This is a genomic window from Pandoraea pnomenusa, from assembly GCF_000767615.3.
Taxonomy (GTDB): domain Bacteria; phylum Pseudomonadota; class Gammaproteobacteria; order Burkholderiales; family Burkholderiaceae; genus Pandoraea; species Pandoraea pnomenusa.
This window is the reverse complement of the sequence record NZ_CP009553.3, coordinates 4,390,461-4,406,434: the sequence shown is the minus strand read 5'-3', so window position 1 is coordinate 4,406,434 and position 15,974 is coordinate 4,390,461. Positions and strand designations below refer to the sequence as shown.

The 15,974-nt window shown below is 63.4% G+C and carries 13 protein-coding genes and 2 pseudogenes; 10 read left to right on the top strand and 5 right to left on the bottom strand.

Annotated features, from left to right (window positions below; genetic code table 11):
- Nucleotides 1–5 precede the first annotated feature (5 nt).
- The 5 genes and pseudogenes from LV28_RS43590 (at nt 6) to LV28_RS43570 (ending at nt 5,955) form a co-directional block, all read left to right on the top strand.
- Nucleotides 6–1,397, top strand: coding sequence for an MmgE/PrpD family protein (locus tag LV28_RS43590; RefSeq protein ID WP_048806528.1), 1,392 nt, complete (start codon nt 6–8; stop codon nt 1,395–1,397).
- Nucleotides 1,398–1,462: 65 nt separating this feature from the next.
- The gene (locus LV28_RS43585; RefSeq protein ID WP_028731230.1) at nt 1,463–2,347 is read left to right on the top strand and encodes a LysR substrate-binding domain-containing protein; all 885 of its coding nucleotides are present in this window, start codon (nt 1,463–1,465) and stop codon (nt 2,345–2,347) included.
- Nucleotides 2,348–2,479: 132 nt separating this feature from the next.
- Nucleotides 2,480–3,711 (top strand): annotated as a pseudogene (locus tag LV28_RS43580) (CaiB/BaiF CoA transferase family protein).
- Complete coding sequence (locus LV28_RS43575) at nt 3,695–4,552, top strand: enoyl-CoA hydratase-related protein (protein ID WP_048806529.1); 858 nt, start codon at nt 3,695–3,697, stop codon at nt 4,550–4,552. Before LV28_RS43580 ends, LV28_RS43575 begins: the two are co-directional and overlap by 17 nt.
- 38 nt (nt 4,553–4,590) lie before the next feature.
- Nucleotides 4,591–5,955: an MFS transporter gene (locus LV28_RS43570; protein WP_038620036.1), complete on the top strand. Its 1,365-nt coding sequence runs from the start codon at nt 4,591–4,593 to the stop codon at nt 5,953–5,955.
- On the opposite strand, the gene LV28_RS43565 is transcribed toward LV28_RS43570, so the two are convergent.
- From LV28_RS43565 to LV28_RS43545, 5 genes are all read right to left on the bottom strand, one after another.
- Nucleotides 5,933–6,811: an alpha/beta fold hydrolase gene (locus LV28_RS43565; protein ID WP_023873211.1), complete on the bottom strand. Its 879-nt coding sequence runs from the start codon at nt 6,809–6,811 to the stop codon at nt 5,933–5,935. The two genes, LV28_RS43570 and LV28_RS43565, sit on opposite strands and share 23 nt — an antisense overlap.
- Nucleotides 6,812–6,921: 110 nt before the next feature.
- Nucleotides 6,922–8,199: a 3-(3-hydroxy-phenyl)propionate transporter MhpT gene (mhpT, locus tag LV28_RS43560; RefSeq protein ID WP_038620038.1), complete on the bottom strand. Its 1,278-nt coding sequence runs from the start codon at nt 8,197–8,199 to the stop codon at nt 6,922–6,924.
- Nucleotides 8,200–8,307: 108 nt separating this feature from the next.
- A complete protein-coding gene (gene mhpD, locus LV28_RS43555; protein WP_038620041.1) occupies nt 8,308–9,093 on the bottom strand; it encodes a 2-keto-4-pentenoate hydratase in 786 nt (261 codons plus the stop codon).
- 15 nt (nt 9,094–9,108) lie between these two features.
- Nucleotides 9,109–10,068 (bottom strand): 3-carboxyethylcatechol 2,3-dioxygenase, encoded by a 960-nt coding sequence (locus LV28_RS43550; RefSeq protein WP_038620044.1) that lies wholly within the window; start codon nt 10,066–10,068, stop codon nt 9,109–9,111.
- A gap of 3 nt (nt 10,069–10,071) precedes the next feature.
- On the bottom strand, nt 10,072–11,940 hold the full coding sequence (locus LV28_RS43545) for a bifunctional 3-(3-hydroxy-phenyl)propionate/3-hydroxycinnamic acid hydroxylase (protein ID WP_038620046.1): 1,869 nt from the start codon (nt 11,938–11,940) through the stop codon (nt 10,072–10,074).
- A gap of 289 nt (nt 11,941–12,229) precedes the next feature.
- On the opposite strand from LV28_RS43545, the gene LV28_RS43540 reads away from it, so the two are divergent.
- The 5 genes and pseudogenes from LV28_RS43540 (at nt 12,230) to LV28_RS43525 (ending at nt 15,963) form a co-directional block, all read left to right on the top strand.
- A complete protein-coding gene (locus LV28_RS43540; protein ID WP_038620049.1) occupies nt 12,230–13,033 on the top strand; it encodes a DNA-binding transcriptional regulator in 804 nt (267 codons plus the stop codon).
- Nucleotides 12,999–13,112 (top strand): annotated as a pseudogene (locus LV28_RS49620) (hypothetical protein); the annotation flags it as partial. The gene LV28_RS43540 and the pseudogene LV28_RS49620, both read left to right, overlap by 35 nt.
- Nucleotides 13,113–13,276: 164 nt before the next feature.
- Complete coding sequence (locus LV28_RS43535; protein WP_223272091.1) at nt 13,277–13,768, top strand: PAS domain-containing protein; 492 nt, start codon at nt 13,277–13,279, stop codon at nt 13,766–13,768.
- A complete protein-coding gene (locus LV28_RS43530) occupies nt 13,765–15,105 on the top strand; it encodes a sensor domain-containing diguanylate cyclase (RefSeq protein WP_023873224.1) in 1,341 nt (446 codons plus the stop codon). Before LV28_RS43535 ends, LV28_RS43530 begins: the two co-directional genes overlap by 4 nt.
- A 66-nt stretch (nt 15,106–15,171) precedes the next feature.
- Nucleotides 15,172–15,963, top strand: coding sequence for an EAL domain-containing protein (locus LV28_RS43525; RefSeq protein WP_038620053.1), 792 nt, complete (start codon nt 15,172–15,174; stop codon nt 15,961–15,963).
- The last annotated feature ends 11 nt before the right edge of the window (nt 15,964–15,974 follow it).

The following is a 15,974-nucleotide window of genomic DNA, read 5'->3' as shown; positions in this document are numbered from 1 at the left end:
ACTCGATGCAACCGACTTACGTTGAAAAGCTCGCCACCTTTATTGCTTCACGCACGGCCGACGCACTTGGCCGCGCCGTGATCGACAAGCTGCATGCTTGCCTGCTGTTCAATCTCAGCGTTGCGCTGGCCGCACCCCCTGCCGATAACGTGCGCCGGGCGCTCGAGCACATACATGCCGCGCCCGGCGATGCCCGATGCTGGCGAACCGGTGCGGCGCTGTCGCCCGCGGACGCGGCATTTCGCAACGCGGCGTTGATTACCGCGCGCGGCCAGAACGACACCCATGCCGCCATGAATGGACATATTGGATGCGTTGCGATTCCGGCAGTCATTGCGCTGGCGGAGGAAACCGGCGCGTGCGCCGGCGACGTTTGCGCCGCGCTGGCTTGTGCCTACGACGTTGCGCCGCTCGTCGCGCGTTCTGCCGCCATGAAGAGCGGCGAGCGTGGCTTTCGTGGCACGTCGTTGTATGCCGTGTTTTCCGCGGCGGCGGGTGCGGCGCGCGTTCTGAGACTCGACGCTGCGCAGTGCGCGGCGGCGCTGTCGATCGCGAGTCAGTTCAGCGGGGGCACAATGCAATGTTGGGCGGAGGGGACGCCTGAATGGCTGTTGCAGGTTGGCATGGCGAGCCGTGCTGGCGTCGTGGCGGCACGGCTGGCGCAGTATGGCATGGGCGGCGCTGCCCATGCACTGGAGGGACCTAACGGCTTCTATCGTGCTTTTGCGGGAGAGGTCCCGCAGTGGCAATGGAGTGGCGAGGCGCCGGACGAAATCCTGGCGGTGACCTTCAAGCCGTTCCCAGGCTGCACAATCAACCAGCTACCGGTCAAGACGCTGATCGACGGGAAGCACCGCGACGGCTTTACGGCGAGCGATGTCGAACGCATGACGCTCGCCTTGCATCCCGCATACGCCCGTTATCCCGGGGTGGACCGTCATGGGCCGTTTGATAGCGCTTCCAGTGCCATCATGAGCGCGGCATTCATGCTGCAAACCGTGCTCGAGAACGACACGCTGACATTGGCCGACTTTACGCCAGGGCATGCGCCTGCCGCGTTGCACGACAGGAGCCGCCGAATCGAGGTGGTCGCGGACACGTCGCTTGCGCCGTTCCATTGCCGAATCGATGTTGTATTGCGCGATGGTCGCGTCGTGCGACTGGACTCCGGCGCACCGTCGGCGCTTGCCTATACGTTGGACGAAGTCAAGTCGCTGACCCGACGGATGTCCACTGAGTGGCGAGTTGCCGAACGCGACGTCGCGTACGATCGACTGTCGCGCCAGTTGGCCCAACTTTGCGCGCCGGGCGCAAGTGAGCGAAGGTTTGACGAGGTCTTCGACCTCGCTCCCGTTATTGGAATCTCGCAACGGCGCGCGAAAATGGCCGGAGTATAGCTGTTGCCCATTCCTTCGAGGTGAAAGAGAATTTCGGCAATTCACCTCATGCCTGGATCGCGCCAATGGAACGCCGAGAGTCGCTTCCCCCGCTAAACCCTGCACGTGCTTTTGAAGCGACTGGGCGCTTGTTGAGCATTACAAAGGCGGCGAACGAGTTGGCGGTGACACCGGCGGCGGTCAGCCGGCAGGTGAGGGCGCTTGAGGATTACCTTGGCGTCGATCTGTTCGAGCGCGTCAAAGGTCGGCTCGAACTGACTGCCGCGGGTGCCAGCTATCTGGCCGAATTGATGCCGTTATTTTCTGCGCTTCGCGACGCGACCACAGGCATTCGCTCGTCGGGACGTCGGGCTGCCGTATTGAAGATTCGCTCGCCTGCCACCTTCGCAGTGAGGTGGCTGATCCCCCGGTTGGCCAATTTTCACCGGTTGCACGCAGACATCGAGGTGCAACTTACGACGTCTCCTGCGCCGCTGAATTTCGCTCGTGAAGCCATTGACGCCGGCATTCAGTTGGGAGACGGCACCTGGCCTGGGGTCAACGTACAACGCCTGATGCGCAACGTCCTTGTCCCGGTGGTGGCGCCGTCATGCCCGATCAACCGCGACGGCCAGCTTCGTTGCGAAACGCTGCTGCATTCGCTTGCGCGCCCCGAGGATTGGAATCTCTGGCTCAAAGCCGCAGGCATGCCGTTGAATCCGCGGCGACGTGAGATGCGCTATGAGACGTCGTTGCTTGCCTATCAGGCTGCGATCGAAGGCCACGGCGTCGCGATTGCGCAGGAAGCGCTGGTGCTTCCCGAACTGGCCAATGGCACGCTCATCGCGCCGTTCTCGTTTCGGCTGGACCGCGGCGAACACACCTACTACTTTGCCTGGCCCGAGACGCGCCGCGCCTCGCCGGCGCTTGAAACCTTTCGGGATTGGCTGGTGACCTTAGTCGCCGAGTAGCCGAGTAGCCGAACCTCTTAACAAAAAGTCAAAGCGTCGGTTCGAAAAAGTCGATTGTCGCGTGCGAGCGCGCTACCTATGCTCGCCTGATGGCTTGGCATTCCGGCAAGTCAGGAGACAGGACAATCGAAAATGTTAAGAGACAGCCTAAGTCGCGTGCGAGTGCTCGATTTCTCGCACGTCCTCGCGGGTCCCGTGTGTTCAATGACGCTGGCGGATCTCGGCGCGGACGTCGTCAAGATCGAGCCGCCGGAAGGGGAACTGGGACGCAAGATCGGGCCACCTTGGGTGAATGGCGAGAGCCCGGCATTCATGAGCGTCAATCGCAATAAGCAGAGCGTTGCCATCAACCTGAAGACCGAGGCGGGTCGGCGCGTGGTTCGCAAGATGCTCCGTCATGCGGACGTCCTTGTCGAAAATTTCCGCCCGGGCGTGATGGCATCCATGGGGCTCTCTTTTGCGTCGGTGCGCGAGATCAACCCCCAGCTCGTTTACTGCTCCATCTCGGCGTTCGGGCAGGGCGGGGCCAATCGTACCCGCCCTGGCGTCGACGGAATCATCCAGGCGGTGAGCGGACTGATGAGCACCTTGGGATCGGCCAACGCCGATCCCCTGAAGGTTCCGGTGCCGATTGCCGACATGGTGGGTGGCTATCTGGCCGCGGTCGCCATCCTCGCGGCGCTCCACCGTGTCCGTGACGGTAAGGGGGACAGTATCTCGATGTCAGCCTTTACAACGCAACGGTGATGCTGCAGCAGATCGGCTTCTCATCGTTCTTCGCGTCCGGTCGAAATCCCGACAGAGTAGGCAGTGCCGCACCCTATGCGGCGCCCAACGAAGCCTATCCGACGCAGGACGGGTGGATGGTCGTCGTCGCCTATCACCCGGCGCGTTGGCGCGCATTGTGCGACGAATTGGCTGTCCCCGAGCTTGAGGCGGATCCGCGGTTTTTCGACAACGACGCGCGGGTGCAAAACCGCAACGCGCTCCACGAACGGCTCTCCGCGATATTCGCTGAGCGGTCCACAGCCGAGTGGATGCGGCGGCTCAGTGCGCGCGACATCATTTGCGCTCCGGTCGCGACGTACAGCGATGTCATCGAGTCCCGGGAGTATGCCGAAAGCGGGCTGGCGGCGACGATGGCGCATCCGGTCGCGGGGCGCATCCGGACGAATCGATTTGCATTGAGTGCCGCGGAAGGGGCGCCTGACTACGAGGACAGGGCCGCGCCGCTCAACGGCGAGCACACAAGGGACGTGCTCGCGAGTTATGGCGTCAGTCAGGAAGAGATTGCCAAACTGCTCGATGACGGCGCCATTCATCAATCTTCGAAGGGAGGCGCAGTTCATGCCAACGCAAGTTAAGGAGGGCGGGTCGCCGGTTCTGACGTCATTGGATTCGGGAGTCTTGACGATAACGTTGAATATCCCGGAGAACGGGAACGCGCTGACCGTCGAGATGTCCGGTGCGCTCTCGGACACGCTCGAAGGGATTGGGCGCATGCCAGATGTCCGTTGTGTGCTGCTGCGCTCGTCGGGCGAGCACTTTTGCACCGGCGGCAACGTGAAGGACATGCAGAGCGGGAGTGATCTCATGGACGGCGGCGTAGAAGCGGTGCGCGAGCGCTTGCTAGGGTGTTTGCATCGCATTACGCGAGCACTCAATGACATGGAGGTCCCGTCCGTGTGCGCCGTCAATGGTGCGGCGATCGGTGCCGGCTTCGATATTGCATTGATGTGCGATATCCGCATCGCTGGCGAGCGGGCCGTTTTTGCGGAGAGTTTTCTGCGGCTCGGTCTGGTTTCCGGCATCGGAGGCGCGTGGTTTCTCAATCGTGTCGTGGGACCAGCCAAAGCGCTTGAGATGACGCTGACGAGCGAGTTTGTCGATGCGTCGGAGGCTCGTCGCCTGGGCATTGTGTCGAAGGTCGTACCGGACGATCGCCTCGATGCCGAGGCATTGGCCCTGGCCCGGAAGATTGCTGCGCATCCACCGAAAGCCGCGCGCATGGCGAAAAGTCTGGTGCGCCAGTCGGCGACCGCTTCCCTCGCTGCCGCACTGGAAATGGCTGCCGGCATGCAGGCCATCCTGCTTTGCGGAAGTGAGCATAAGGCGGCGGTGACGACCTTTCTCGAGAATCGGGCCGCGGCAAAGCGGCACTGGCAGCAGGCAGAACAGAGCCGACGTCGCGATCGATCCGATTAACGACGCAACGGCCCGACAACCCATACATGGAGACACCCATGCTCGTCGATCAACGGGCGGCGAATGCCCGCCCCAGCATGTTTCGCATCATCGCCAGCGCAAGCGTCGGTACTTTGCTTGAGTACTACGATTTCTTTGTCTACGTCGCCCTGACCTCGACGCTCACGGGACTTTTCCTGCCATCGGCGGATCGGGTGGTTGCCGCGCTGGCCGGGGTGGCGACGTTCGGCATCGCCTACGTCGCGCGGCCAGTAGGCACGCTGATTTTCAGTCCAATGTCCGACCGTATCGGGCGAAAGAGAACCTTCGTCATTACGTTGTTGATCATGGGCGTGGCGACCGTGGGTATCGGATGTCTGCCCACCTACGCCGTCATAGGTAGTGCGGCGCCGGTCGCGCTGCTCTTGCTTCGGATCATTCAGGGTGTCGCGCTCGGCGGAGAGTACGGATCCGCGGTCGTCTATGTGATGGAGCATTCGGCACCGGGGCGCAAGGGAATGGCGACGAGCGTGCTTCAAAGCACGGCAAGCGTCGGCTTGCTGATCGCGTTGCTGATCGTCGCCGGTCTCAAATGGGTTCTGGATCCGGAGAGTTTCCTTTCGTGGGGCTGGCGCGTTCCGTTCCTGCTCTCCGCACCGATCGTTGTCGTTGCCACCTGGGTTCGGCTCGGCATGACGGAGACGCCAATTTTCTCCGAACTCAAGGACGCAGGGTTGCTCTCCGCATCACCGCTGAAGGATACGATCAAGAGCAGAACGTCGTGGAAAGCGATTTTCGTGACGATGTTCGGCGCTCAGGGCTCCACGTCCGTCTCGCTCTACACATCGATTGTCTACATGCTCTATTTTCTGGAGAACGTCCTGAAAGTCGAGACCGTGAGGGCGAGTCTTTGTCTCGGCATCGCCATCGTGATCGCCGCGCCGACTTACCCGCTGTTCGGGCGGCTGTCCGACGCGATCGGCCGCGCCAGAGTGATTCTGATCGGCATCGTGCTTTGGTGCGCGGCGGCCTACCCATGTTTCACCGGTATCCGCGCGAATGTACTGACGGCTCAGTGGACGTACGTAACAGCGCTAATTACGATCCTCGCGCTGCTCACGGCAATGATCATGGCGCCGCTGCCCGCCTTCATCGCCGAGTCGTTCCCGCCGCAAAGCCGAACCACCGGATTCGGGCTGTCGCAGCAGTTGGGGAACGTGATGTTCGGCGGGTTTCTTCCGCTCATCAGTCTGACGCTTGTCAATCTCACAGGGAATCAACTCGCCGGTGTCGCCTATTCGATCGTCTCCATGATCCCATGCCTGTTGGTGACGTGGTTCTGGGGGCTTCGACAGGACGCCCGCCGCCTCCGTGCCGCGGAATCCGCCGGGCGCCTTTCCATCAGTGCGCCAGGAAGTCGATGACCATGCGATTGAATGCGTCCGCGTGTTCCCACTGCACCCAGTGTCCGCAGCGATTGAACACGTGCAGTTGGGCGTTCGGCAAGCCGGCCAGCAGGCGCAGGCCGACGTCCATCGGCACGAACCGGTCTTCCCGTCCCCAGACGATCAGCGTCGGCGCCGCGACCTCGCCCAGTCGTGCACCGTAGTCGGTGAACTGCTTCGGATTCGCGGCCAGGCTCTTCACGAAGTTCTCGAGGTGTTCGCGATTCGCGAGCATGTTGTCGAGCCGGGCTTGCATCAGCGCATCGGTGATCGAGCTCGCGTCGAAGACGAACACGTTCATCATGCGCTTCAGGTTCTCGAGCGTCGGCGCCTTGTACAGACCGTTGAGCAGCTTGATGCCTTCCGTCGGCATGGCCACGAACTGGCTCGGACCGCCGGTGCCGCCGCCCATCAGGATCAGTTTGCCGATTCGCGCGGGATTCGCCAGCGCGAACGCCACCGTGCTGTGTCCGCCCATCGAATTGCCGATGATGTGCACGCGCTCGATGTCGAGCGCGTCGAGCACCGCCCTGAGCACACGTGCGTTCAGTTCGGACCGCGATCCGGTGTTCACCACCGGATCGCTTTTTCCCCATCCGGGGCAATCCACCAGCAGCACGCGGTAACCGGCCTCGACCAGCGGCTCGACGTTGCGGCTGAAGTTGGCCCAGCCCGTCGCGCCCGGCCCGGAGCCGTGCAGCATCACGACCGTCTCGGCGCCATGGCCGGCGTCGTTGTAATGAATGCGAAATTCCGTGTCCGCGTCGCGGATCGTCACGAAACGGCTCGTGGACGCTTCCGTGAGCGTCGCGCCAACCGGTTGCGTTGTCGTCATGATGACTCCCTCTACGAATATTCAATCGTTGAAGGCGGCGCGTTTCGCATCGAAACGCGCCGCCTGCTCAAGAAACTTCCGGGCATTCGACGATGCTCGGTGCTGCCGGGTCAGCGCCCGGGCTGAGCCATCCCGGCGACAACGCGCGGCGCGAACGTGCTCACCACGCTGAGCGCGGCAATCGCCGCGATCACGATCAGCGGAATGCTCGACGACACCAGCATCGACGCACTCTGTCCCAGCGCGAACAACTGGCCGGCGATCAGCGGCCCCAGGATCGAACCGAGACGCCCGACGGCCACGGCCGCGCCCACGCCCGTGCCACGCACCTCCGTCGCATATGCCTGACCGGCCATCGAGTACAGCACCGATTGCCCCCCAACCAGGAACAATCCACAGAAGAACGCGCCGCAGGCCATCGTCAGGGCGCCGTTGGCCGCCGACAATCCGGCCAGCGACAACGCAATGCCGAGATACATGCCGATCACGGTCAGGCGCGGCGAACAGCGATCCATCACTCTGGCAATGCCGATCGCGCCGATGCCGCCCCCGATGTTGAACATCATGATGGCCATGCCAGCCTGCGCGCGGGACAGTCCGTTGGCCACGACCATCGACGGCAACCAGTTCATCAGGAAGTACAGGACGATGAGTGTGCCGAGGTAACTCACCCACAATGCAATCGTCGTACGAGCGCGCCCTTCCTGCCAAAGCGCGTGCGTGATGCTCGGTGTCGCGTCCGGCACGGCGTTCGCCGCGGCTGTGCCGGAACCACGTCTGGCACGCGAAGCAACGAACTGCGCGGACTCACGCAGACAAAGTCCCAGCAACGGCACCATCAGCAACGGACCGAAACCACCGACGTAGAACACGTGGCGCCATCCCTCGTCGCCCGGACTGACGATGCCGATGACGGCCGCCAAAGCCGCACCGAACGGCATGCCGCAATACATGGCGCCAACGGCCGTGTTTCGCTGGCCGTCCGGCGCGGCCTCGGCACACAGCGCAATCAGGTTGGGCATGGCCGCCCCCATGCCGAGACCGGTCAGAAAGCGCGCCGCGAGCAGCGATTCGAAGTTCCAGACGTGTGCCGTGACGAGCGAGAAGATGCCGAACAGCGTGACCGACAGCATCAGCACCCGTTTGCGTCCCCAGCGGTCGGCAAGACGCCCGCCGAGCGCGGCGCCTGGCAGCAGGCCGATGGCTCCTGCGCTGAACGCCCATCCCATCTGCGCCACCGACAGCGCAAACTCCTTGGCGATGCGCGGTGCCGCCACGCCGGCCGATTGCAGGTCCAGGCCCTCGAGCAGGGCGATGGCCAGACACAGTCCGATGGTCGCGAGGCTACCCTTCGTGGGCGCCGCGCCTTGCGGTGATGATGCTTGCATTGCTTTGTCTCCGGTTTCAGGAAAGTCCGCTCTTGTCGGCGGTCATGTGATATCTCGGGAATCGCGCTTGTTACCTCTCGATGCTCGTCCAGGCGTCCTCGGGGGTTCTCATGCGAACGTGGCGCGTACGCTGCCCAGGCCATGAATTTCCGTCACGAACGTGCCGGCCCCGGTTACCGGGACCATCGCACCGAGCGCGCCGGTGAGCACCACGTCGCCCGCGCGCAGCGGCGTGCCGAGTTGTGCCATGCGATCGGCAAGCCAGACCGCGGCATTGAGCGGGTTGCCAAGGCACGCCGCACCGTTGCCGCGCGAGAGCACCTCGCCATTGCGCGACAGTGTCATCTCGCAGGCCGTCAGGTCGATGTCGGCGAGTGGGACGGGCCGGCTGCCCAGCACGAACATCGCGCTCGACGCGTTGTCGGCCACGGTGTCGACGAAGCGGATATTCCATTGCTCGATGCGACTGTCGACGACTTCCACGGCGGCGACCGCATAGGCGGTGGCGCGCAGAATGTCGGCGAACGTGTGCTTCTCGCACGTGAGATCGCGCTCGATCACAAGCGCGATCTCGGCCTCGACCTTGGGTTGGATGAGGCTCGCGAGCGGCATCGGTTGTGCGTCGCCGTAGGCCATGCCGGCAAACAGCGCGCCAAAGTCCGGCTGGTCCACGCCGAGTTGACGCTGCACCGCGAGAGACGTCAGGCCGATTTTCCGGCCGACGATGCGCTCGCCCGCGGCCACGCGCGCGTCGACGTTGCACTGCTGCACGGCATAGGCGCTCGCCATGTCGTCGGGGGCGATCTCGCCGCGAACCGGCGCGATGGGCGCACGCGTGGCCTCGGCATGGCGAAGACGCTCGGCGAGGGTTTGAATCAGCGGGGAACCCGACATCGAAAACTCCTTTTATCAGGCCGCGACGGCCAGTGACGTTTGCGGCGCGGCATGCATTGCGGCAAAGCCGGCGATCCACTCGGGAATCGCACGGTAGTAATCGAGCGACGCGCCGTATTCGCCGTAAGCGGCGAGTGCCGCGAATGCGGCGACCCACGTGCGGATTTCGTGAGCCGACTTGCCACCCTCGCGCGTGATCGCGTCGTTGCTGATGTCGTCGACGGCGTTCAGATTCCCACTGGCGAGCACGTCGAGGAACGCGCGGTCCCACTGCGGATTGAGCGGATGCAGATGGCTCTTGCCCGCCGTGAACGCTTCGGCGGCGGCCACCGTGCGCGCCTGACGCGCGGCGCGCGACTCGGCAGACGGATTGCGACCGGCGATCAGGCGCTCGGCGACTTCCTCCGTCGCGCCGATCAACTCGGGCACAGGGGGCTCATGCGAGATGCCACCCGACCCTACGACCAGCACGCGCTTGTTCGTGCGCGCCAGGTAACGGCCGATGGCGTCTCCCAGCAGGCGCGAGCGACGCAGCGTCGCCATCGGCGGTGCCACGGAGTTGATGAACACCGGCACGACCGGGTAGGCATCGAGTCCGCCCGCGAGCACTTCCAGGGCATAGGCGCACCCGTGATCGACCTGCATGCGGTACGACAGCGAGACATCGACCTCCGACGCCAGTACGTGCTCCGCGAGCGCATGCGCGATATCCGACGGTACCGGCAACTCGCCGGCCAGACTGTTGAAATCTCCGATAGCGGTAGCCGCCGCGCCGATGCAGAACGGTGGCATCACGTCATAGAAGAAGCCGTTGAAGTGATCCGGCGCGAATACGATGACCAGCTCGGGATCGAACGCGCGCACGCGCTCGCGTGCCTGCGCCTGCACCCGCTTCACTTCCGACACGACCTCGTCGGGAGGATCGAAGTAGCCATGCAACGGCGTATGCGAAATACATTCGAGATGAATCGGCATCGCTCAGGCTCCGGCAACGCGTTGCTGTGGCCGCACGACGGCCCCGGCGTGGTTCGTTGGCGCGCGCAGTGGCGTTGGCTGGGGCATGGCGATGTCGGCGAGCGCCACCTTGCCCGCCAGTTCGATCAGGGTGTCCGACACTTCCTGAGGTGCGCAGACTCCCGCGATGAAGCGATCGGGGCGCAGCAGCACCACGGATTGCGAACGCGCGCCGAACCAGTCCTTGAGGCGGTTGTGCGGATCGCCGATCGCGATCACGCCCTGCGGCACGTCGTCGGTATGCGCCATCTGCACGTCGGGCTTGGCCAGCACGAAGCGCACGCCCAGCTTCTCGGCGACAGCGCGCGCACGCGGCGTCAGGCCGAATGTCGGATCGGACCCCCAGCCGAGCACGACAAAGTGATTGCCGATCACGTCGTCCAGACGCTGGACCTCGCCCGTCGCCGTGCGCACCCTGGGCTGAATGAACAGGCGGCCGACCGGTGAACTGGCGAACGGGTCGCGGCCATATACGCAGCGCCCAAGCCACGAATCCCGCTTCTCGCTCATCAGGCCCAGCAGACGGCCCGGCGCCGAATTGCCCGAACGCTTCAGCAAACGGGCCAGCCAGCCGCCGGTCGATTTCGCGGGCGGAAGCAGCACCACTCCCGATTCGTAGCGCGGCATCGGCTTGAAGCGCATCTCCACGAAGTAGCGCTTGACCGACGGAAACAGGGTGAAGCTGCGCACGAACGCGTCGCGAAAGCGCACGCCGAAGCGCGTCGTCGGCGCGAAGATGTCGCCCGCGACCTCGGACAGATGGATCATCGAGCGCGCATGCGGCCGTCGCTCGGCGGTGTAGGTATCGAGCAGGTCCGGCAGACTCTGCCCCTTGACCACCATCGCGAGCTTCCAGCCAAGGTTGTTGGCGTCGCGAATGCCGCTGTTGTAGCCCTGGCCCTGCCAGACGGGCATGATGTGTGCCGCGTCGCCCGCCAGCAGCACGCGATCCACGCGGAACGTTTCCGCCAGTCGCGCGTTGTGCGTGTAGACGCGCTTGCGGATGTAATCGACACGGTCCGGGTGCGTGACTACCTTGCGAATCAGTGCGGCCATGTTCTCGGGCCGGGAGAGTTCTTCCTCGGTCTCGCCCGGCATGACCATGAACTCGAAGCGGCGAATGCCGTGCGGCAGGGCCGCCGAAACATAAGGGCGCTCGTGATCGCAATGCATGTAGACGTGGGGGGCACCCACCGGGTCGTTGCGCACGTCGACCACGATCCACTGGTTGGGCTTCGTGCGCCCTTCGAACGGCACCTGAAGCAGGCGGCGAATCATGCTGTTGCCGCCGTCGGCGCCCACAACGTACGCCGCGCGAATCGTGCGAACGTCGCCATCGTTCGTTCGTGTGGTCAGCGTCACGCCCCGAGCGTCTTGCGCGAGCGCCTCGACGCCGTGGCCGAAGCACACGTCCACATGAGCGAAGCGCTCGAGTCCCTCGAACAACACCCGGTCCGCGAGCGGCTGGATGAATGCGTTGCGGCGCGACCAGCCGAACTCGTCGGTCCGCGGCTCGATCGACGCGAAGCAATGGCCGTCGCTGGTGAGGAACCGCATCCAGTGATCGGGGGTGGTGTGCGGAAGCAGCGCGTCGGCCAGGCCGACCGCCTGGAACACCCGCAGGGCCTCGTCGTCCAGGCCGATGGCTCGCGGGTAATCGATGAGTTGGTCGAGTTTCTCGACGATCGTGACGCGCACGCCCTGCAAGCCGAGGATGTTGGCGATCATCAGCCCGACCGGTCCGGCGCCGACGATGGCCACGTCCGTCGTGATGTCGGGCGTGGTGTCGGCCGCGGTATTGGCGGCATTGGCGGCATTGACGAATGCACTCATGTGTCTCGCTCCTGTTTTTTGAGCGCGAGCGCGCCCCGCGCGCCGGGCTGGCGCGTTCGAATGGCGTACTGCGTTCGTTGATTCAATCGCGGCTCGTGTCGTCCGCTAATCGTCGGGCTGGGGCCGGCCGTCGAGCGACGCGTGTTCGGTCATGCTCGTCCGCACGGAAAGGAGGGTGTCTCCACTAGCTCTCTGATTTTTCGATGAGTCTAGGCAGCTGACAAAAAGCGCTCAACAATTTCGCCGAAATGTGCATAGAATGCACATCGTTGATTTTAAAAACTATTTAATGAGCAAATATCCGAATGTACGGGGGCTGTCGCGCGGCCTGCTGGTGCTCCGGGCGCTCAACGCGATGGAGCGCGGACGTGCGACGCCGCAACAACTGAGCGAGGCGACCGGGCTCCATCGCACCACCGTGCGGCGACTGCTGGAGACGTTGCTGGAAGACGGATTCGTGCGGCGCAGCACGTCCGACGACACCTTCCGCCTGGCGCTCGCGGTGCGCTCGCTCAGCGAGGGTTTCACGGATGACGAGCGCATCGCGACGATCGCGCCGCCGATCATGGGGCAGTTGATGCAGCGGGTGGTGTGGCCCTCGGATCTGACCACGCCGGACGGCGACGCCATGATCATTCGCGAGACGACGCATCGTTTCAGTCCCTTGTCCTTTCACCGCGCCATGGTCGGTCGACGCCTGCCCATGCTGTTTACGGCTGCCGGGCGCGCGTACTTCGGCATGTGTCCCGAGGCCGAGCGCGAGGACATTCTCGATTTGCTGCGCACGGGCGCGGGCGGGGAGTTGCAGCAACGCTTTGCCAGCGACGATGCGTTCATTCGCAATCTCGTGCGCCAGACGCGAGAGAACGGCTTCGGCTCCAATCATGGCGACTGGCTCGACCAGCGCAAGATCGGTGCGGTGGCGGTTGCCGTTGCGTCGCAGGGGCGTGTGTTGGCGAGCCTGAACGTGATCTATCTCGACCAGGCAGTGAGCCCGGCCGAGGCCGTGCGGCGATTCGTGCCACCCCTGCAGGAGGCGGCGGCGCAGATGGCGGCGGCAGTCGCTCAGGTGGACGCAGCTCGCCAACTCTGAACTCGCGGTCGAAGGTCTGTCGAGCGACGCGTCTTTGCGCATTCTCGTGTTGCGGGAATTGGCGGCGATTCACCCTTAAGTTTCGGTATCCATAATATATGTTGAAGCACAACGTGAGGTTTATCCGGAGAGGCAAGGCATCGTCAGAGGGGAGTCGCTGACAACGGTGTCGATCATTGGGCGAACAACTGCTTGCGGGACGGGCCAGCCTAAAGTTTCGTCTGCACACGCCGATAACCCGATATGTGGGGTTCTGCGCCGACATTCCGCTGGTGCGGTGTTCGCGCAGGACCCGGATTGCATAACGGTCGACTGAAGGGTCGAATATCCGGACCTGGTGAAGTCATGCCATGTGGGGGAAGTGTGGACAGTGAATTTGAAGACGTGCAGATCACCGCACTCGAAAAGCTGGATGCTCAGGGGATGGATGCGTTGCCGTTCGGCGTGATCGGGTTCACCTCGGACGCGATGGTGACGACATACAACGCCACGGAGTCGAAAAATGCCGGATTGAGCCCGCAACGCGTATTGGGTAAGCATTTTTTCGAAGAGGTCGCGCCTTGCATGAACAACTTCATGGTTGCGCAACGCTTTGACGATGCGTCCGAACTGGACGAGATCATTCCGTATGTCCTGACGCTGCGCATGCGCCCGACGCCGGTGCGTTTGCGGTTGCTCAAAAGCGCGCATTGCGCGACGCGTTATGTCCTCATCGAGCGGAGGACGGGCCAGTGAATGCACCGAATACGGACAACTACGACCTCGAGTCCGAGTACGAAGCCTTGCTGTCGTTCATGTATCTGTCGCCGGTCGGGATTGTCCGCAGCGACAAATCCGGCGCTGTCGACATGATGAACCCGCTTGCCGCGCAGCTGCTCATGCCGCTGGTGAGAGGCGGGAGCATCGAGAACATCTTCGACAGCCTGGCATCCGTCGCGCCGGAGCTTCGCAATCTGGTGGCCAGTTTCGAGGCCGAGCGCGGGCCGGTTTGCGAGAATCACCGGATTTTCGTCACGCCGGCCAAGGACGACGCCGTCGTGCTGGCATGTTCCATCATTAAGGTGAGCGCGGACGTGCTGATGATGGTGCTGACGGACATCTCACGCCAGGTCGCCGCCGAGCGTCGGGCGCGACAGACCGAGTCATGGCTTGCGGGCATCTATACGAGCGTCAACGATTTCGCGTACTTTACGCTCGATGCGCAGGGCTGCATCGACACCTGGAACCCGTCGATCGAGCGTCTGACGGGCTATGAAGCCGCCGACGTGATCGGGCACATGCTGTCGCGCTTTTACGCCGACGACGAGATTGTCCTGCACCGTTCGCCAGAACATATGGCGCTCACGCGCGACGACGGTTGGCACGTGGAGGAGTTCTGGTGCAAGACAAGATCCGGACGGCGCTATTGGGGGCAACTGCTCGTTGCGGTGCTGCGTGAGGAGGACGGGGAGATATCGGGATATTCCGCCGTGCTCAGGGACATCACGGAGCGGAAGATCCACAGCGACAATCTCGCGCGCCTCTTGACGACGGACCATCTGACCGGCGTGACCAACCGTGCGCACTTCTTCGAGATCGGGGAATCCGAAGTCGCCCGGTCAAAGCGAAACGGTCGTACATTGTCACTGGTGATGCTGGACGCGGATCACTTCAAGCAGATCAATGACAATGCCGGGCATCAGGCCGGCGACGAGGTCCTGAAGCGGATCACGGACGAGGCACGGGCGCTTCTGCGGCGATCGGACATTGTCGCCCGGCTCGGCGGGGAAGAGTTTATCTTGCTGCTCCCGTCGACAACCGCGCAAGAGGCAATGGCGGTCGCGGAGCGACTGCGCGTCGCCGTCGAGCAGGCGGCGATCGAAACGGCGGTGGGGCAATTGAATGCGACGATCAGCCTTGGGGTCGCCAGTCTGGAAGATGAGAACCAGACGCTCCAGGACTTGCTGGCTGCCGCCGATCATGCGCTGTATGACGCGAAGCAAGCCGGTCGAAACTGTGTCCGCGGCTTCGTCGTGCCGACGGAAGATGCCGCGAATGTTGTCGGTGAATCCGGCAACGCGGTGTCGACGTAGCGATCGTCCGGCCACGGCCGCAACGTTTGCAGACTCAACCAACCCATAGACGCAGCCGGAAGAAAGATGAATGCTTTCAAGATTCACAGCCACGACGAGGCGGCCGCGCAATCGGCAAGTTGCGCCGGATGCCGGAACACGGCGCCGTTGCCGGTCGAGATAGATTTCGCCTTTCAGCCCATCGTCGACGTCGACACCCGGGCTGTGTTCGCATGCGAAGCCCTGGTGCGGGGTGCCAACGGGGAATCGGCATATTCCGTGCTCTCGCAGATCGACGATGCCGCGAAATACCAGTTCGACCAGTACTGCCGACAAACGGCAATTGCCCGCGCGGCGGCGTTGGGGCTCGACGCGTTTCTGTCCATCAACTTCATGCCGAACGCCGTCTACCGACCGGAGGTCTGCATAAGGAGCACGCTGGACGCCGCGCAGGCAAACCATTTCCCGCTCGAGCGGATCATCTTCGAGACGGTCGAAGGAGAGCATCTGGCCGACCGTACTCACCTGGTCCATATTTTCAGAGCCTACAAGGAATACGGGTTCCTGACGGCAATCGATGACTTCGGCGCCGGATACTCGGGGCTTTCGCTCCTGGTGGACTTCCAGCCCGACATCATCAAGCTGGATATGGAACTGCTGCGCGGCATCGACACGGACACCGTGCGCCAGCGAATCGTTCGGAATGTCATTTCCATGTGTCACGACCTGGGCATCAAAGTCGTCGCGGAGGGTATCGAAACCCGCGGCGAGCGCGATTTCTTCATCGCGCATGGCGTGAGCCTGATGCAGGGCTACTTCTTTGCAAAGCCGGCCTTCAAGGCGATTCCGGCGATCGACGACGCGTCCTATCTGCGCTGAGCGTGGCGCGA

Excerpts from the sequence above, each read along its gene's own strand:
- LV28_RS43550 (WP_038620044.1), bottom strand. The coding sequence starts at position 10,068 with ATGCCGATTCATCTCGAATGTATTTCGCATACGCCGTTGCATGGCTAC.
- LV28_RS43575 (WP_048806529.1), top strand. The coding sequence starts at position 3,695 with ATGCCAACGCAAGTTAAGGAGGGCGGGTCGCCGGTTCTGACGTCATTG.
- LV28_RS43540 (WP_038620049.1), top strand. The coding sequence starts at position 12,230 with ATGAGCAAATATCCGAATGTACGGGGGCTGTCGCGCGGCCTGCTGGTG.
- LV28_RS43590 (WP_048806528.1), top strand. The coding sequence starts at position 6 with ATGCAACCGACTTACGTTGAAAAGCTCGCCACCTTTATTGCTTCACGC.
- LV28_RS43565 (WP_023873211.1), bottom strand. The coding sequence starts at position 6,811 with ATGACGACAACGCAACCGGTTGGCGCGACGCTCACGGAAGCGTCCACG.
- LV28_RS43535 (WP_223272091.1), top strand. The coding sequence starts at position 13,277 with ATGTGGGGTTCTGCGCCGACATTCCGCTGGTGCGGTGTTCGCGCAGGA.
- LV28_RS43525 (WP_038620053.1), top strand. The coding sequence starts at position 15,172 with ATGAATGCTTTCAAGATTCACAGCCACGACGAGGCGGCCGCGCAATCG.
- LV28_RS43545 (WP_038620046.1), bottom strand. The coding sequence starts at position 11,940 with ATGAGTGCATTCGTCAATGCCGCCAATGCCGCCAATACCGCGGCCGAC.
- mhpT (WP_038620038.1), bottom strand. The coding sequence starts at position 8,199 with ATGCAAGCATCATCACCGCAAGGCGCGGCGCCCACGAAGGGTAGCCTC.
- mhpD (WP_038620041.1), bottom strand. The coding sequence starts at position 9,093 with ATGTCGGGTTCCCCGCTGATTCAAACCCTCGCCGAGCGTCTTCGCCAT.
- LV28_RS43570 (WP_038620036.1), top strand. The coding sequence starts at position 4,591 with ATGCTCGTCGATCAACGGGCGGCGAATGCCCGCCCCAGCATGTTTCGC.
- LV28_RS43585 (WP_028731230.1), top strand. The coding sequence starts at position 1,463 with ATGGAACGCCGAGAGTCGCTTCCCCCGCTAAACCCTGCACGTGCTTTT.